Origin of the sequence: Brucella grignonensis, from assembly GCF_002252505.1 — a bacterium.
In the GTDB taxonomy this organism is placed as follows: Bacteria; Pseudomonadota; Alphaproteobacteria; order Rhizobiales; family Rhizobiaceae; genus Brucella; species Brucella grignonensis.
Genome location: NZ_NNRL01000161.1, coordinates 93,302 through 110,232 on the forward strand (window position 1 = coordinate 93,302; position 16,931 = coordinate 110,232).

A 16,931-nucleotide genomic window follows, 5' to 3' on the forward strand; every position below is an offset into this window, starting at 1 on the left:
CAGTATTAAGTTGAATCATTAGAAATGCTCTATCTCTTTGTTTTAGTTTTACGCGCATCTTGTTCCGAAAGCCGCTTCACACTTTTCGGAATGTGCTTTAACTTTACTCGGCCGATACTGCTTCTTTGCGCCGCGAAAAAATCATGTCTTTTGCGGCCAGCGCCGCACCTGCCGTGATCAGCAGGCAGGCGGCGAGAATACGCATGGATGGCTGCGCCGTACCGGCTAAGATCAGCACGAGCGTGGATAGAAGCGGTGCGGCATAACTCGCAGCACCCAGCACCTGAATATTGCCGCGCTTCACCCCAAAATCCCAAGCATAGAAGGCCGCTCCCACAGGCAACAAGCCAAGCGCCAGAACACAGAGCCACTGCGTTGCCGTTTCCGGCCAGACTGTCTGCTCAAGCATTAGATGGCAGATCAGCGAAAGAATAGCGGTCGCCACGCAGAAGCCGGTTACAGCATCAGTCGGAACGCTCGAAAAGCGGCGTGAGAGCAGCGAATAGCTAGACCACGTCAGAGCGCAAAGCGCTGCCATCGCATAACCAAAGCTGTAGCGGGCCTCAAAACCGAAACCGTTGCCTTTGCTCACGATAAGTACTGTTCCGCCAAGCCCAAGCAGTGCGCCAGCGATATGATACCAGTGCAGTCGTTCGCCCGGCATCAGGGCAGATCCGACCACAATCAGCAGCGGCCAGAGATAGGCAATCAGGCTGGCATCGACTGCAGGCGCATTTCGGAGCGCTGTAAAATAAAGAAAATGATAGCCGAACAGACCAACCACACCCACAAGCCAGACGATGGGCGGCTGACGCAGATTTTTCACGGCATCCGGGCGCCACAGCCAGGAAATGAAGCCGATGGATGCGCCGACTGAAAACGTCATGGCGGACAGCTGGAATGGCGGAACCTGACCGGAACCGGCAGTAAAAAGCGCCAGAAGCGCCCACATCGCTATGGCCGAAAAGCCGATCAGCGTTGCCAGCTTCATGATTGATCCCCCATTTGCGGGATCGCTCGCGCGGCTCAAACCGTCTTTTGCGTCCCGTTATCTTATCTTTTCAAATCGCGTCGCCTCGATCTTCAGCGTCCCCAGCTGTGTGCCGATGCGTGCCACGACGGGCGCATAGATACCGGAATCGCCCAAGGATGCAAAGGAGATCGTGATCCTGCTGCGGTTGCTCAGATAGTCGATGGCTTTCTTGCCCTTCTGATAACCCGAGATCGGCATGAACTTCGCCGAACAGATCACCGATTCGCCGGTGAAGCCTTCAGTGGTGAAAGATTCAGTACCATTAAAAGCCAGTCGAATATCGGCGCGGGTCTGACCATCAAAGACACTCAATGTGCGATTGCAAACAGCTTTGGGGTCTTTGGTCGGAATCATCAGCGCACTCAACGGGTCGCTCACATTGACCAGATCGTTTGGTGCGGTCTCCACCCACGGATCGCGCTTTTTCACCGGCGGCACATTTTCGGATGCGGTCACTTTGCCGCCTGCAAAACGTATCTTGGTGCTCTTGTTCTTGCGTCCATGCTTATAGGCAAGATCGAAAGCCGAAGGGGTCACCTTGCCCTGAGAAGAATTGCCGCCCACATAGACAGTTCCGTCCGTATCATCGAAAACACGGGCCAGGCCGGACGTCTTGAAGCGGCCATTGACGCCGTAATTGGCCCCTTTGACGATGGTCTCGATCGCTGAACGTGCGATGGAAAGACCGAACATCGAGATTTCATATTCGGTTCGGTAGAGAGCGTCTGCTTTCGCGGTATCCACCGCAGCTACACTCGCAATCGTCAATCCGGTTAGAAATGCAAGTGCCCGCCGCTTTGTCCCGTACCTGATCATCTTGCTCTCAACCGGCTTGAAGAAATGCGATTGTTCGACCATGCCAGATTTTCCTTTCGCGATATCTACTTCGAGAGCACCGTACACCCGCACGAACAGCGCTTCAGCAAACCAAATCCACGCCAAAATCGATGAATTGCACCTGCAAACCGATTCTGTTTATCTAACCCATGCTCTAGTTTGTCTTTAAGCTTTTGACTATAAACGGCTCCAGATTCCCGTTTTACATTCTCTGTCGAACAGGAAAAACCGGCGAAGTTATGATCGGGCAGACCACCAGACACTGCAAAACGCTGTAAATGCGCGCCTTTGGACCTTCACAGCGGAATCTGTCTTGACTGTTTTCGCTACTGTCACTATAGAAACGCGACTTTCCCAATAGGCCGCCTGTCCGAGATCGCGCGCCAGCAGCAGCAAACTGCTATGATTGCTTTGAATTCGGACATTCGGGTCGGGGCCTGAGAAACAAAAAATTTGAAGGTGAGACCAAAATGTCCCGCGCTTGTGAATTGACCGGCACCTCGGTCCAGTACGGCAACAATGTGAGCCACGCAAACAACCGTACGCGTCGCCGCTTCCTGCCAAACCTCTGCAACGTTACGCTGATGTCCGAAGTTCTCGGCCAGAGCTATCGTCTTCGCGTTTCCGCTTCTGCTCTGCGTTCGGTTGAGCATCGCGGTGGCCTCGACGCTTTCCTCGTCAAGTCTGACGACAAGGAACTCTCGCAGCGCGCTCGCCTGCTGAAGCGTCAGATCGCCAAGAAGCAGGCTGAAGTTGCTGCATAAGCAATCAGCTTTTTAAAGTTTGACAAAAAAGGCTGACTCTCGTCAGCCTTTTTTGCTGGTTCCATCACCCAGGATAAAAAAATGCCTATGACAGGTCTTTCTTTTGCCCGGCTCTGGCCGGCCGTGATAGCGATGTGTGCGGCAGTTGCTGCCTCGAACATCCTTGTCCAATATCCTTTTCAGCATTTTGGCCTTGGTGAACTGCTCACCTATGGTGCCTTCACCTATCCGGTGGCATTTCTCGTCAACGATCTGACGAATCGCCGCTTTGGCCCTGCGGCTGCGCGCAAAGTTGTCTATGCCGGTTTTGTGCTCGGTGTGCTCATGTCGATCTGGCTCGCCACGCCACGTATCGCCATTGCCTCCGGTTCGGCATTTCTGATCGCACAATTGATGGACATCACGGTCTTCAACCGCCTCCGTCGCAAGACATGGTGGAAGGCGCCATTTGCGGCCGCCATGTTCGGCTCCGTCGTTGATACGATCCTGTTCTTCTCCATCGCTTTTGCCGCAAGCTTCGCGTGGATCGATGCGATCACCGGGTTGCCGGATTCGTCTCTCGCCGAACCTGCCGCCTTCCTTGGCCTTGGAATGCCGCTCTGGGCGTCGCTTGCAACGGGTGACTTCTTTGTGAAGGTTGTCATGGGAACGCTGATGCTGGTGCCCTATGGTGCCATTCTGGCCATTTTCGCACCAGCCCTCTACGCGCCCGACCGCGCGGCATCAAAGCAGCACTAGAGCATTTCCTGTTTTTCTTGAATCATTGGAAATACTCTATCTCTTTGTTTTTTCGCATTATCCGACGCAAAACCGCTTCGCACTTTTGCTGGAAATGCTCAAAAAAAAGGGACACAACGGCCCCTTTTTTCTTCTTCGCATCACAAAGTGATCCAGAGTAATTATCGCCTGGCCGCGCGGCGGCGTCCTCTGCCAGATGCTTCTGCGCCCTGTTCTTCAAACAGTGATGCAAGCTGCTCCGTCATCGCGCCTGCCAGCTCTTCCGCATCCACAATGGTGACAGCACGCTGATAATAGCGTGTGACGTCATGGCCGATACCAATAGCGATCAGCTCCACCGGCGAGCGATTTTCGATCTCTTCGATCACCGCGCGCAGGTGACGCTCCAGATAATTGCCCGGATTGACCGACAGCGTGGAATCATCCACCGGCGCACCATCTGAAATCATCATCAGAATCTTGCGCTGCTCAGGACGTGCCAGCAGGCGCTGATGCGCCCAGATCAGTGCTTCACCGTCGATGTTTTCCTTAAGCAGCCCTTCGCGCATCATCAGGCCAAGATTGCGCCGTGCACGCCGCCATGGCGCGTCAGCACTCTTGTAGATGATGTGACGCAGATCATTGAGACGACCCGGATTGGAAGGCTTGCCGCGACCGAGCCATGCCTCACGCGATTGACCGCCCTTCCACGCCTTGGTGGTGAAGCCGAGAATCTCGACCTTCACACCGCAACGCTCCAGCGTACGGGCCAGAATATCGGCGCAGGTTGCTGCAACCGTGATCGGGCGCCCGCGCATCGAACCGGAATTATCAAGAACCAGCGTCACAACCGTATCGCGGAAATCCGTATCGCGCTCCTGCTTATAGGAAAGCGGCTGTGTCGGATCGATCACGATACGCACCAGACGTGCACTGTCGAGATAACCTTCTTCCAGATCGAAATCCCACGAACGGTTTTGCTGCGCCATCAAGCGGCGCTGCAAACGGTTGGCAAGTCTTCCGACCACGCCCTGCAGATTGGCAAGCTGCTTGTCGAGGAACCCGCGCAGACGATCAAGCTCCGCCTCATCGCAAAGATCGGTCGCCTCGACCTCTTCATCGAATTCGCGCGTGAAGACATTGTAATCGACATGTTCGGAAAAATTGGCGAAAGGCTGGTTCTGACGGCGCGTATCGCCCGGCGTTTCCGCGTCGACATCTTCGCTGTCATCCATATCGTCGGAGGCCGCATCGGCAGCGTCCATTTCGCCCTGCTCGCCCTCTTCACTCGAACTGTCCGATTCATCGCTTTCAGCTGAATCAGAACCTTCCTGGCTTTCCTCGCCGCCATCCTCGTTTTCATCCGAATCCGGCGTCTGTTCGTCGTCCTGATCCTGTTCGTCGCTTTGCTCTTCCTGCGAAAGCTCCTCAGCCATATCCATGGAGGCCAGCATATCGCGCACCGTGCGCGCAAAAGCCTGCTGATCTTCCAGATTTTCACCAAGGCGAGCCAGTTCCGGACCGGCCTTCTGCTCAATCCATTCACGCCAGAGATCGAGCACAGGCCCCGCTTCAGCAGGTGCAGTCCGTCCGGTCAGCTTTTCACGCAGCAGAAGCGATACGGCTTCTTCAAGCGGCGCATCTTCCTTGTCGGTAACGGAAGCAAAATTGGCGCGGGTATATTTATCCGCAAGCATGGTCGCAAGATTGTCTGCAACACCGGCCATAGCACGCGCACCAATGGCTTCCACACGCGCCTGCTCAACCGCGTCATAGATTGCACGCGCCTGTTTGCCTTCCGGAGCGAGGCTTGCATGAATACGGGCATTATGGCGCGCCTGACGCAGCGCCATGGAATCGCCAAGGCCACGTGTAACCGCAATATCATGGGCAGTCGGGCGCTTTGGCAGATCAGGCAGGCGGGCACGATTGGCGGTCAGCGCCGGACGATCATTGCTGAAAGCGACTTCCAGTTCATTCTCACCGGAAATGGCACGCATTGTGGCCGTCATCGCCCGCTTGAACGGCTCGGAATCCACCGGTCCGTTTTTACGCTCGCGCGAATTATCGCCCATTCCTGACATTTGGCCCGACATCTGCCTATCCTGACTTCATATAAAGTGCTGCCGCCCATTAGAGTGCCGTGCGCCTCATTAGGCGCACAAAGGACGCTCTAACAAATATATCTGCTGCATAATTTTACCTTAAATTATCTCAAGTTTAAGGAATTATGCAGCAGGGCGGCAGGCATCATCCAGTCTTATGCCAAAACGATATTGGCAGCCGATTCTGGAAGTTCCTCGCCAAAAGCACGCTGGTAGAACTCGGCCACAGTCTGGCGTTCCAGCTCATCGCACTTGTTGAGGAAGGTCAGGCGGAATGCAAAGCCGACATCGTTGAAGATCGCAGCATTTTCAGACCAGGTAATGACGGTACGTGGGCTCATCACGGTCGACAGATCGCCATTGATGAAAGCCTGACGGGTCATATCGGCAACGCGGACCATCTTGTTCACGATTTCGCGGCCTTCTGCATTCTGGTAATGCTTGGACTTTGCGAGAATGATGTTCACTTCATTGTCGTGCGGCAGATAATTGAGCGTGGTCACGATCGACCAGCGGTCCATCTGTGCCTGATTGATCTGCTGCGTGCCGTGATAAAGGCCGGTCGTATCGCCAAGACCAACCGTGTTGGCGGTTGCAAACAGGCGGAACGCCGGATGCGGACGGATCACGCGGCTCTGATCGAGCAGCGTCAGACGGCCCGACGTTTCCAGAACACGCTGGATCACGAACATGACGTCCGGGCGACCCGCATCATATTCGTCGAAAACCAGCGCAACATTGTGCTGATAAGCCCACGGCAGAATGCCGTCCTTGAATTCGGTAACCTGCATGCCGTCCTTGACGACGATTGCATCCTTACCGACGAGATCGATACGGCTGACATGACTGTCGAGATTGATACGGACACAAGGCCAGTTGAGACGGGCTGCAACCTGTTCGATATGGGTCGATTTACCCGTTCCGTGATAACCGGAAACCATCACGCGGCGATTATAGGCAAAACCTGCGAGAATGGCCAACGTCGTCTGACGGTCGAAAATATAATCCGGATCCGTTTCCGGCACATAGGAATCGCCCGCCGCATAGGCTGGAACGCGCATGTCGGAATCAATTCCAAACACTTCGCGTACCGAAACCGTCGTATCCGGCAAATTGGCTATATCCCGCTCAACCTTGTTCATCATGCCTCCAGAGCGGCAGGACTGTCCCGCCGCGACATTCAAATTTGATCAGGGAGCCAGTTTCCGGCGAGCCAGATGACGCCCCTTCTGTTCAGTTGCGGGCATCCGTACTTGCGTCCGCGCAAATGCGCGGCAGATGAATGTCCGTTAGAGCATTAAAACATGACGCCATGGGGAAAACAGTTCCCGGCTTTTCGCGACATGCTTCAACCACTCCGATACCCGGCTCATAAAGCCCAAACAGGCTTTAGCAAAAACCTGCCTGCTTGAGCAATTGATAAGCCTGAATGACGTCGCGAAATCTTTCTTCGGACCCGCGGTCGCCACCATTCGCATCGGGATGATGTTGCTTCACGAGTTCTTTATAGCGCGCCTTGATCTTATCGCTAGTCGAATTTGGTTCAAGACCAAGCGTAGCGAGCGCTTTTACTTCCAGTGTCCGCGGCTTGCGCAGCGCGGTTTTGCCCGCAGGTGCCGCTTTCGCGTCCTTTACGAAGCCGAAAGGATCGCGCATCCGGTTCTGGTAGGCGGCAGAACCCGAACGTCGTGTCGCCATATCGGGCGAGGTGTGTTTTGTGGCTGTGGAATTGGATGCGGTCGACCAGGTCGGACGGTTTCCAGTGATGGCGTCCTTCTGGAACTTGGAGATATCCTTGTCCGACAAACCCGAGAAATAATTGAAAGTCTTATTATATTCCCGGACGTGGTCGATACAGAAATGAAGATATTCGCCCTCGCGCATGCGCCCGACCGGCGCACGATGTGTGCCCGGTTTATCGCAACCATCCCACTGGCAGCAGGGACCGCTGGACTTCTTTTCCGCTTCCTTCTTGGGACGGATGCGGATGCTGTCGAAAAATTTTGAGTTCGTTGTCATCGAATCGGATTATGCGAATTAAGAGGAACTAAACAAGAATTGACATTTCGTCCTGACTGGGTTTTGGCCATTCTTCAGGGCGAAATTTTGATGCAGACTGCATTTCCTGTGCGGATTTGCCCCACCAATTGCCGCCGAGGCGACGTCTATATGAAGCACAGCACCTATATGGGGAGAACTGGCTCGAATGTCCATTCACAATAGCAAACAATCTTCAATGGAAGCAAAGCTTACGGCTGCTTTCGCGCCGGAACGGCTTGAAATCATAAATGAAAGCCATCTTCATGCAGGTCATCACCACGAAGAGAGCGGCCATCATGACGTTTACGACGGCACCGGCGAGACACATTTTCGTGTGCGGATTGTATCGGGCAAGTTCGAGGGACTGAGTCGCATTGCCCGTCATCGCGCCATCAACGAGCTTCTGAAGGAAGAGCTTAACAGCGGCGTTCATGCACTGGCACTCGAGCCTTCCGCCCCCGGCGAGCCAACCCGGCGCTGATCTTTTTACGCCTGAGCTTTCAGCCATTTGCGCAGACGCCCCCGCGCATTGGCGTAAGGCGACGACGTGTTGAACTGGATCATGCGCCCAAGCGTATATTTCTCATACCATGCAACGCCATAAAGCTCTGCATCGCTGCGCGCCTCGATCAAAGCGACCAGCGCATTTTTTGCAGCCTCAAAGCGCAACAGAAGTTCTGCGAACGGCAAACCCTGGTAATCGCGGTAGAACTTGGATGCCAGCTTGCCGAGTTCGCTCCATTTGAATCCTGTTTCCGGAAAATCGACCGGCTGCCCCTTATCGCTGAGCTCGCACCATTTCAAAACCAGTTCGTTCCATCCGACGAGATAAGCAACGAGATTATGCACGCTCATCATCGTGCCTTTCGCATGGCCTTCCATGGTGTTTTCCATGGCCTGCTCAGGCGTCACACGTGCAAGATCCAATACCAGTCGGGTATAGTTCGTTTCAATCGCTGCAAGGAGTTCCTGCTTGGTTGCCGGAACCCCCATCAGTTTGAGGCCTTTGCGGCGATAACACCTGAAATGGGCTTGCCGTCAGCATCGAGCGGCACAATGCGCAGACGGGTCAGGCGGTTCTTTTCCTTCTTCAGCACGGAAAAGCGCTTTCCATGGAAAGTAAAAGCCTGCTTCACTTCCGGTATCGTCTGGGTTTCATGAATGACAAGACCGGCAATCGTCGTTGCTTCCTCGTCGGGAAGGTTCCAGCCCAGCGCACGATTGAGATCACGGATCGGCAGCGAACCGTCGACAAGAACCGAGCCATCCGGTTGCAGTCTCACGCCCTGCATATCGAGATCGTGTTCATCGGAAATATCACCGACAATCTCCTCGAGAATGTCCTCGAGCGTCACCAGCCCCTGCACATCGCCATATTCATCAACGACGATGGCAATATGCGCCTTGCGGCGGAGGAAGGCGTCAAGCTGATCCTGAAGTGTCGTGGTATCGGGCACAAACCAGGGCTTGCGTGCCACTTTCATGATGTCGATGCGCTTAAAATCATTATCGACGTCATAAAGCGTGCGCAGCAGATCCTTGGTGTGGATGATGCCGATAATATTATCGATCTCATCGCGCCAGACCGGCATTCGCGTGTGCGGGCTTGCCAGAATTTCGCGCACCACCTGCTCGGCGGGTGCATCGGCATTGATGGTCCCCATGGAGGTGCGATGCACCATGACATCGCTGACTTCCAGCTCTTTGAGATCAAGCAAACCACCCAGCTGGTCACGGTCTTCCTTGATCAGCGATTTGTCACGATGCAGCACCTCAACCGCACCGCGCAATTCTTCCTGCGCCGAGAGCATCGAGCGGCCGGCGGCCAGATTGACGCCGAAAAGCCGCAAGATCACCCGCACAATCCAGTTTACAACGCCTGAGATGAACCCCAGCAGAGCCACAACAATTGAAACTGGACGCGCGACATACAACGCAAAGCGGTCGGGGTTTGAGATCGCCCAGGACTTTGGCAGAACCTCTGCAAAAATGACCAGCAGAATGGTCATCGCCAAAGTCGAATAGGCAACACCCGCATCACCAAACAGCGTCAAAAAAATACTGGTGGCGATTGATGAAGCAAGAATATTGGCCAGGTTATTGCCAATAAGCAGCGCACCGATCAGACGGTCACGCTTTTTGATCAGGTGCTGAACAACCGTCGCGCGTTCATCGCCATTATATTCATAGCCCAACATTCGGGCACGAGAGGCGGCAGTCAGCGCCGTCTCCGATCCGGAAAAAAAGGCAGACAGAATGATGCAGAGCAGGATGATGCCGCACATTACCCATAGCTCGAAACTCATTCTCGTAATCCTTTCAGATTCAGGCGGAGAGGCGTTCCTTCAGGAACTCCAATACTGCCGCAGGCGGCACATCCTTGGCAATGAAGGACTGACCAAGCCCGCGCGTCAGAATGAAAGTGAGAGCGCCGCGCGTCACTTTCTTGTCCTGCGCAATATAGTCCATCAGCTTTTCAGCATCCGGAAGACCACCCGGCACATCTTTGAGCGAGATCGGCAGACCGACGGTCTTCAGATGAGCCTCAACGCGTTCAGCATCCTCTACACCGCACAGGTTCATCTTGACCGAAAAACGATGCGCCAGCGCCATGCCGATGGCAACGCCCTCGCCATGTACCAGACGGCTTGAATCATAGCCTGTGGCAGTTTCAAGCGCATGACCGAATGTATGGCCGAGATTGAGCAGAGCACGATCACCATTTTCATGCTCATCGCGTGCAACAACTGCCGCCTTCGAGCGGCATGATTCAGCAATCGCCTCGGTGCGAGCAGCGCCTCCCGCAAAAACCTCTTGCCAATTTTTTTCGAGCCAGGCGAAGAAATCCGGACGGTCGATCAGGCCATACTTGGCGACTTCCGCATAGCCTGCACGGAATTCGCGCGCGCTTAACGTATCGAGCACATCCGTATCTGCCAGCACCAGCTGCGGCTGATAGAAAACACCGACAAGATTCTTGCCATATTGGGTGTTGATACCGGTCTTGCCGCCAACGGACGAATCCACCTGCGCGAGCAACGAGGTCGGCATCTGCACGAAATTCATGCCGCGACGCACAATGCCGGCGACAAAGCCGGAGAGATCGCCCACGACCCCTCCCCCGAAAGCAATCAGCGCATCGCCGCGCTCCAGTCGGGCTTCCAGCACTGCATTTGTGACAGTCTCCAGCACCGAAAAGGATTTGGATTTTTCGCCAGGTTTGACGACGATGCTCGTCGCATCAAAACCTTGCAGGAAAAGCGCCGTTTCCAGATTCTTGAGATGTGCATCCGCCACATTCTCGTCGGTAACGACAGCAACGCGCCTGCCCTTGAGGCGCTTGCCAATCTCTTCGCCTGCACGGGCAACAAGCCCTTTGCCGATCAGGATCTCATAGGATCGGTCGCCCAGCGAGACGGGAACCGTAACAGTATCGGCAGCGGTCATAATGCACTCCAAAGCAGTCTAAACTCAGGCTGAGGGCCTATTTCTTATCCAGATGCTCGGTCAGAACGTCGATCAGTTCTCCGGCGATCACTTCTTTCTTGTCGTCACGTGTCATCACATGCAGATCAGCGAGCGCATAAACCGGATAGCGCTCATTCATCAGCCGCTGCATCACACCGCGCGGATCATCATTCCTGAGAAGCGGACGGTTCTGACGGCGAGACACACGCTCCATCAGCACATCCAGTTCTGCATTGAGCCAAACTGAAACACCGTTTGCGGCAATTGCCTCACGGGTTTCGGCGTTCATATAAGCGCCGCCACCAGTAGCCAGCACCATGGGGCCATCTTCAAGAAGCCGCAGGATAACCCGGCGCTCCAGATCACGAAACTCGGCTTCGCCATAGGCTTCAAACAGTTCAGGAACCGTCATGCGGGCGGCGGACTCGATCTCGTTATCGGCATCGCGAAAAGGCAGGCCAAGCATTGTTGCGACCTTGCGACCCACGGTCGACTTGCCTGCGCCCATCAGCCCAACAAGAACGACCACTTTCGCACCAAGAAGCTGACGGACAGCATCCGCCTTCTCGTTAAGATTTGTCTGTTTTGTTGTACTGCTCATAAACCTCATCCATTTCTTCCGGTTCCACATGAAAAACCGCGCGGCGTCAATCGCTTTCATCCGCTTTCATCGCCTGAACTGCACCAAATGGGGCTTTTTATGCGTGTGCTTTGGCTGTCCTTGCTTTCGTCTCAATAGCACAGCATAAACACACCATGCCCACGCTGACGCGCATTCTTGTCCTGCTTGCTGTGATCGCTGCCATTGTCTACGGCGCAATGTTCTCGCTCGCCAATTTCGTGAAGCCGGTTACCCATGAGATCACCGTCGAAATCCCCGCATCAAAACTGAAACAGACAGTCGTGGCCCCACCGCCGGTACCGGCACCAGCATCGGCACCTTCAGAAACCGTCACAGACGGCCAGACAGATGGGTCCGATACGGCGGATAAGCAGGAGTAGGCATGCGCGCATCTTTGGCGATTGAGAATTTTCTCGAAATGATGAGCGCCGAACGCGGGGCCGCACATAACACGCTTGAATCCTATCGACGCGATCTGGAAGCCTGCGCCGAAGTGATGACCGCACGCGGCATCAATCTCGCTGAAGCAAAAACCGACGATATACGCCATGTAATCGATGGTATGGCCAATGAAGGCTTTGCCGCGACATCACAGGCACGCCGTCTCTCCGCAATCAGACAGTTTTTTCGCTTTCTCTATTCGGAAGGTTTCAGGCAGGATGACCCCACCGGTGTCATCGATGCCCCCAAAAAGCAGAAGCCTCTGCCGAAAATCATGAGCGTCGAAAATGTCGGACGCCTTCTTGATCGTACCGATCTTGAGGCGAAAGAAGCACTTGAGCCTGCAGACCTTATCAAAGCACTTCGCCTTCACGCGCTGCTTGAAACGCTTTACGCGACGGGATTGCGTGTTTCGGAGCTTGTGGGGCTTCCCGCAAGTGTCGCCCGCACCGACCATCGCTTTCTGATCGTGCGCGGCAAAGGCTCCAAGGATCGCATGGTGCCCCTGTCACAAAAGGCGCGCGAGGCTTTGCAGCGCTTTCTGTCGTTGCGCGATTCCCTGCCGGGCTACGACGATAATCCCTGGCTCTTTCCGGCTTTTTCTGAAAGCGGCCATCTGGCGCGCCAGGTTTTCGCCCGTGAACTTAAAAGTCTTGCTGCCCGCGCCGGGCTTTCAAGCGCCTCGATCTCCCCGCATGTGCTGCGCCATGCCTTTGCCAGCCACCTTTTACAAAACGGTGCTGACCTGAGAACAGTGCAGCAATTGCTTGGACATGCGGATATTTCAACGACACAAATCTACACACATGTACTGGAAGAAAGACTGCATAAGCTGGTAAGTGAACATCATCCGCTTGCCGATTAAGCGCGCGGCGGGTAAGAGAATTTCAGAAAAATTTGCAAGATGCGCGCGAAGTAAATATGTAAGGCGTCGTAAAACAGCCTCTATTGGGCTTGTTCTATGGCCAACATCTCTGGAAACGCACAATAGTCAGGCCCGATGTACAACTATCTCGATTTTGAAAAACCCGTCGCAGACCTCGAAGGCCAGATCCTTGAGCTGAAAAAGCTCGCACAGGAACAGGGCAGCGTCGAGATGAGCGACGAGATCAGCCGTCTCGAGAAACGATCGGCCGATGCGCTCAAAGATATCTATCGCAAGCTGACCCCATGGCAGAAGGCACAGATCGCCCGCCATCCGGATCGTCCGCATTGCCTTGAATATATCAACCAGCTTTTCACCGAGTTCACGCCGCTTGCAGGCGACCGCCAGTTTGCCAATGACGAAGCCATTCAGGGCGGCTTTGCCCGCTTCAATGGCCAGCCTGTTGCCATTCTCGGTCAGGAAAAAGGCTCGGACACCAAGACGCGTCTCAAGCACAATTTCGGCTCGGCCCGTCCTGAAGGCTACCGCAAGGCTGTCCGCATCATGGAAATGGCCGACCGTTTCCAGCTGCCGCTGATTACCTTCGTCGATACAGCAGGCGCCTATCCGGGCGTCAGTGCCGAAGAACGCGGTCAGGCAGAAGCCATTGCGCGCTCCACCGCTGAATGCCTCAAGCTGCGCGTTCCTGTCATCTCGATCATCATCGGTGAAGGCGGTTCAGGCGGAGCGATTGCGATTGCCGTCGCAAACCGCGTCTATATGCTCGAACATTCGATCTATTCGGTCATCTCGCCGGAAGGTGCGGCTTCGATCCTCTGGCACGATTCGACGCGTGCAAAGGATGCTGCCTCCAACATGCGCATCACCGCACAGGATCTGTTCGATCTCAAGATCATCGACGGTATCATTCCGGAGCCGCTTGGTGGCGCACATCGCGGCAAGGATGCCGTTATTGCAGCTGCAGGCGATATCATTACCGCCTCGCTGCGCTCGATGAAGGATGTCGATGGCGAGACGCTCAAGCAGGAACGTCGCCAGAAATTCCTCGAAATCGGCCGTAACCTTTAATTTACCATAAAATTCAAAAATCTATGCCGGCGCAGCTCAAACTGCGCCGGATTTGCATCATGCCATTATTTCCGCCATATTGCGGTCACTGTGTTTTTTAGGTAATTGAGCAACGGTTTATCAACGATACCGAAAGGTTTAGTTGTTAATATCCAGGCACCGAAAAGTCGGGTTTGCTTAAATGCGTCAGGTGATGCGGCTTCGAGCAGACTCTGATGAAGTTGAGTACCCGTTGCTCTACCTATTTGTTTTTATGCATTATCCGACGCAAAAGGCTCACACATTTTTGCTGGAAATGCTCTGACAGGCTCGATGCGATATGAAGATCAGAACCGCACTTCTTGGAACACTCATGGCATCCGCTCTGCTTGCGGGTTGTCAGGGTTCATCCGTTTCAGATCTCGGTTTGAGGGCTGAAAAGCCGCTTCCTGAAAAAGTCGTCGCCAAGATGAAATCGAAGGGCATGACCCGCACTTCGCCGATCATGGTTCGCATTTTCAAGGAAGAAGGCGTCCTCGAAGTCTGGAAGCAGAAGAATAACGGCAAGTACGACCAGATCGCATCTTACGAAATCTGCAAATGGTCGGGCAAGCTCGGACCGAAGTTCATCGAAGGCGATCGTCAGGCGCCAGAGGGCTTCTATAATGTCCGCCCGGCCCAGATGAACCCCAATTCGCAGTACTATCTGGCCTTCAATATCGGCTTCCCGAATGCCTATGACCGCGCGAACAACCGTACCGGTCAGCATTTGATGGTTCATGGTGCCTGCTCATCCTCGGGCTGCTATTCGATGACCGATGAAAGCGTCAGCGAAATTTATGCATTTGGCCGCGATGCCTTCAAGGGCGGTCAGCGCGACTTCCAGATCCAGGCTTTCCCGTTCCGCATGACCGCAGCCAATATGGCACGCTATAAGAGCGATCCGAACTACTCGTTCTGGAAGATGCTCAAGCAGGGCTACGATTCCTTTGAGGTGAACAAGGTTCCGCCAAAGGTTGATGTCTGCGAAAAGCGTTATGTCTTCAACGTACCAACGCCAGACGGTCAGCCACTTTCGGCCACGGATGCCTGCCCACCTTCGGTCGGCTCAGAATCCATGGCCTACACGTCTTCTTATGAAAAGACGTTCCAGTCCGCATTCAGCGCAGCACAGAAGAAGCCTGCACCGTCCATTCAGGGCATCGCAGAAGCCAAGCTCGTTTCCGCCTGGAGTGCCGCTCGTGCACGCGGCGAAAAGGTAACGCGCGAACCGCCGTCGCTTTCGCCTGCATCGGCTGAAACACCGAATGCACCGGATATCAAGCCTGCAGCGACGCCAATCTCGGTGCAGCCAGCAACGGCTATTGCTGCAACGCCAGCGGTCGCGGCGCCTGCTGCAGCGCCCCAAGCTCAGGCCGCAACCACGCCTGTTCCGCAGGAAAACCCGGCAGCTGTTTCGCCAATGACCACTGCAAGCACTGTTGCAGATAATGTCGCGGCACCCGCTCCTGAAAAGAAAAAGCCGTGGTGGAAACTGGGCGGTAATTGATAGCAGATGGACAAAGACGTACCCGTCTATGATCTGAGAGGGCTTAAATGCCCTCTTCCTGTTTTAAAGACGCGCAATCGCCTTCAAAACATGCCGAGCGGCGCGCGTCTCTGGGTGGAGGCGACTGACCCGCTATCCGGTATCGATCTTCCGCATTTCTGCACGCAGGAAGGCCACGCTCTGCTCGCGCAGGAACGTGACGAAAACCTGCATCGTTTTCTTATTCAGAAAAAATAATTATCAGCGCACTATTTATCGGGTGGAAAATCCGGGAATAGCCAGCGGGTTATCCATCATGGCCGCGCGATCGGGACGATCAATCCCTGCCTTGCCCAGAAATGCATCGAAAAGCTCGCGCACATAGGTTTCCGGCAAATCCTTCACGATCATCACCAGAAGCGTCTCGTGCTCATCCTTGGGCCATTTCGGCAGGCGTGCCGGTGGATGGAAGATTTTCTGCACACCATGGATGACCAGCGGACGATCAGGATCTTCGGCAATCTGCACAATTCCCTTCACGCGCAACAACTTTTCACCATGGGTCGAACGCAGCAGATCGAGAAACATCTCGAAGGTCGAAAACGGGATCGGTTCCTTGTGCCGCAGCGAGAAGGAACGAATAGCGTCGTCATGATGATGGTGATGCCCATGATGGTGGTCATGATCGTGCCCGTGATCATGATTGCAATCCGGCCCGCATACATGATCATGGTCGTGATGATGAGCATGATCGTGGTGATGATCATCCTCATAAGCTTCTGCCTTCAACCAGCGTTGCACATCAGCCGTCTTGGTTTCGGGATTATACAACCCGCATTCAAAAAGAGCCGCATAGCCCGTGCGCGTATCGGAAGCTTCCAGTATATCCGCACCCGGATTGAGCAGTTGCAGCCTTGCTTTCAGGGCTGCCAGACCCACCTGCGCTTCTGGCATATCTGCTTTTGTGATGATGATGCGGTCGGCCATCGCAGCCTGTTTGACCGCTTCCTCATGATTGTCGAGCGTTGCCATGCCATTGACGGCATCAACGGTCGCAAGCACGCCATCAAGGCGTAAAGCCTGCATCAGCACCGGATGTCCCATGATCGAATGCAGCACCGGAGCCGGATCGGCAAGACCGGTCGTCTCGATGATGATCCGCTTCAATGCCTTGATACGCCCGGTCTGCAGACGATCGATCAGATCGGCCAGTGTATCCACCAATTCACCACGCACCGTGCAGCACAGGCAGCCATCGGCGAGCTCTATCACGCCTTCGCTTGCTTCTTCGACCAGCAAATGATCAATGCTCACTTCACCAAACTCATTGATGATGACAGCAGTATCCGTGAGTGCCGGATCTTTCAGCAGACGATTGAGCAGTGTTGTCTTGCCCGAGCCAAGAAAGCCGGTCAGCACGGAAACAGGAATTGGGTGCGGCAT

Annotated in this window: 18 protein-coding genes; 8 read left to right on the forward strand and 10 right to left on the reverse strand. The window is 54.6% G+C overall.

What is annotated here, in order from left to right; translation table 11 throughout:
• Positions 1–103: 103 nt before the first annotated feature.
• Together yddG and CEV33_RS12820 are read right to left on the reverse strand one after the other, a co-directional pair.
• The gene (gene yddG / locus CEV33_RS12815; RefSeq protein ID WP_094540836.1) at positions 104–991 is read right to left on the reverse strand and encodes an aromatic amino acid exporter YddG; all 888 of its coding nucleotides are present in this window, start codon (positions 989–991) and stop codon (positions 104–106) included.
• A gap of 57 nt (positions 992–1,048) precedes the next feature.
• Positions 1,049–1,891: a DUF3108 domain-containing protein gene (locus tag CEV33_RS12820; protein ID WP_094540837.1), complete on the reverse strand. Its 843-nt coding sequence runs from the start codon at positions 1,889–1,891 to the stop codon at positions 1,049–1,051.
• A 449-nt stretch (positions 1,892–2,340) separates the two neighbouring features.
• On the opposite strand from CEV33_RS12820, the gene rpmB reads away from it, so the two are divergent.
• Together rpmB and CEV33_RS12830 are read left to right on the forward strand one after the other, a co-directional pair.
• Positions 2,341–2,634, forward strand: a complete 294-nt coding sequence (rpmB, locus tag CEV33_RS12825; protein ID WP_024898504.1) for a 50S ribosomal protein L28 — start codon at positions 2,341–2,343, stop codon at positions 2,632–2,634.
• An 81-nt stretch (positions 2,635–2,715) separates the two neighbouring features.
• Complete coding sequence (locus tag CEV33_RS12830; RefSeq protein ID WP_094540838.1) at positions 2,716–3,372, forward strand: queuosine precursor transporter; 657 nt, start codon at positions 2,716–2,718, stop codon at positions 3,370–3,372.
• 161 nt (positions 3,373–3,533) lie between these two features.
• Here CEV33_RS12830 and cobT read toward each other — a convergent pair whose 3' ends face one another.
• The 3 genes from cobT to CEV33_RS12845 all read right to left on the reverse strand — a co-directional run bounded on the left by cobT (position 3,534) and on the right by CEV33_RS12845 (position 7,475).
• The gene (cobT, locus tag CEV33_RS12835; RefSeq protein WP_094540839.1) at positions 3,534–5,447 is read right to left on the reverse strand and encodes a cobaltochelatase subunit CobT; all 1,914 of its coding nucleotides are present in this window, start codon (positions 5,445–5,447) and stop codon (positions 3,534–3,536) included.
• Between the two features lie 164 nt (positions 5,448–5,611).
• On the reverse strand, positions 5,612–6,598 hold the full coding sequence (gene cobS, locus CEV33_RS12840; protein ID WP_094540840.1) for a cobaltochelatase subunit CobS: 987 nt from the start codon (positions 6,596–6,598) through the stop codon (positions 5,612–5,614).
• Positions 6,599–6,845: 247 nt separating this feature from the next.
• Positions 6,846–7,475 carry a J domain-containing protein gene (locus CEV33_RS12845; protein ID WP_094540841.1) on the reverse strand — a complete coding sequence of 210 codons (630 nt, stop codon included), beginning with the start codon at positions 7,473–7,475 and terminating at the stop codon, positions 6,846–6,848.
• Positions 7,476–7,662: 187 nt separating this feature from the next.
• Between CEV33_RS12845 and CEV33_RS12855 the strand changes: the two genes are divergently transcribed.
• The gene (locus tag CEV33_RS12855; protein ID WP_094540842.1) at positions 7,663–7,977 is read left to right on the forward strand and encodes a BolA family protein; all 315 of its coding nucleotides are present in this window, start codon (positions 7,663–7,665) and stop codon (positions 7,975–7,977) included.
• A gap of 5 nt (positions 7,978–7,982) precedes the next feature.
• On the opposite strand, the gene CEV33_RS12860 is transcribed toward CEV33_RS12855, so the two are convergent.
• Genes CEV33_RS12860 through CEV33_RS12875 form a run of 4 tightly spaced genes read right to left on the reverse strand, consistent with a single transcriptional unit; the run spans position 7,983 to position 11,565 of the window.
• Positions 7,983–8,489: a ClbS/DfsB family four-helix bundle protein gene (locus tag CEV33_RS12860; RefSeq protein WP_094540843.1), complete on the reverse strand. Its 507-nt coding sequence runs from the start codon at positions 8,487–8,489 to the stop codon at positions 7,983–7,985.
• The gene (locus tag CEV33_RS12865; RefSeq protein WP_094540844.1) at positions 8,489–9,802 is read right to left on the reverse strand and encodes an HlyC/CorC family transporter; all 1,314 of its coding nucleotides are present in this window, start codon (positions 9,800–9,802) and stop codon (positions 8,489–8,491) included. Before CEV33_RS12865 ends, CEV33_RS12860 begins: the two co-directional genes overlap by 1 nt.
• Before the next feature lie 19 nt (positions 9,803–9,821).
• The gene (gene aroB / locus CEV33_RS12870; RefSeq protein ID WP_094540845.1) at positions 9,822–10,943 is read right to left on the reverse strand and encodes a 3-dehydroquinate synthase; all 1,122 of its coding nucleotides are present in this window, start codon (positions 10,941–10,943) and stop codon (positions 9,822–9,824) included.
• Positions 10,944–10,980: 37 nt separating this feature from the next.
• Complete coding sequence (locus CEV33_RS12875; RefSeq protein ID WP_094540954.1) at positions 10,981–11,565, reverse strand: shikimate kinase; 585 nt, start codon at positions 11,563–11,565, stop codon at positions 10,981–10,983.
• Between the two features lie 155 nt (positions 11,566–11,720).
• On the opposite strand from CEV33_RS12875, the gene CEV33_RS12880 reads away from it, so the two are divergent.
• From CEV33_RS12880 to CEV33_RS12900, 5 genes are all read left to right on the forward strand, one after another.
• Positions 11,721–11,966 carry a hypothetical protein gene (locus CEV33_RS12880; RefSeq protein WP_094540846.1) on the forward strand — a complete coding sequence of 82 codons (246 nt, stop codon included), beginning with the start codon at positions 11,721–11,723 and terminating at the stop codon, positions 11,964–11,966.
• 2 nt (positions 11,967–11,968) lie between these two features.
• The gene (gene xerD / locus CEV33_RS12885) at positions 11,969–12,892 is read left to right on the forward strand and encodes a site-specific tyrosine recombinase XerD (RefSeq protein WP_094540847.1); all 924 of its coding nucleotides are present in this window, start codon (positions 11,969–11,971) and stop codon (positions 12,890–12,892) included.
• Between the two features lie 135 nt (positions 12,893–13,027).
• Positions 13,028–13,981 carry an acetyl-CoA carboxylase carboxyltransferase subunit alpha gene (locus tag CEV33_RS12890; RefSeq protein ID WP_094540848.1) on the forward strand — a complete coding sequence of 318 codons (954 nt, stop codon included), beginning with the start codon at positions 13,028–13,030 and terminating at the stop codon, positions 13,979–13,981.
• A 319-nt stretch (positions 13,982–14,300) separates the two neighbouring features.
• Positions 14,301–15,509 (forward strand): L,D-transpeptidase family protein, encoded by a 1,209-nt coding sequence (locus CEV33_RS12895; RefSeq protein WP_094540849.1) that lies wholly within the window; start codon positions 14,301–14,303, stop codon positions 15,507–15,509.
• Between the two features lie 6 nt (positions 15,510–15,515).
• The gene (locus tag CEV33_RS12900; RefSeq protein ID WP_024898489.1) at positions 15,516–15,746 is read left to right on the forward strand and encodes a sulfurtransferase TusA family protein; all 231 of its coding nucleotides are present in this window, start codon (positions 15,516–15,518) and stop codon (positions 15,744–15,746) included.
• Between the two features lie 15 nt (positions 15,747–15,761).
• Here CEV33_RS12900 and CEV33_RS12905 read toward each other — a convergent pair whose 3' ends face one another.
• Positions 15,762–16,931, reverse strand: a complete 1,170-nt coding sequence (locus tag CEV33_RS12905) for a CobW family GTP-binding protein (RefSeq protein WP_094540850.1) — start codon at positions 16,929–16,931, stop codon at positions 15,762–15,764.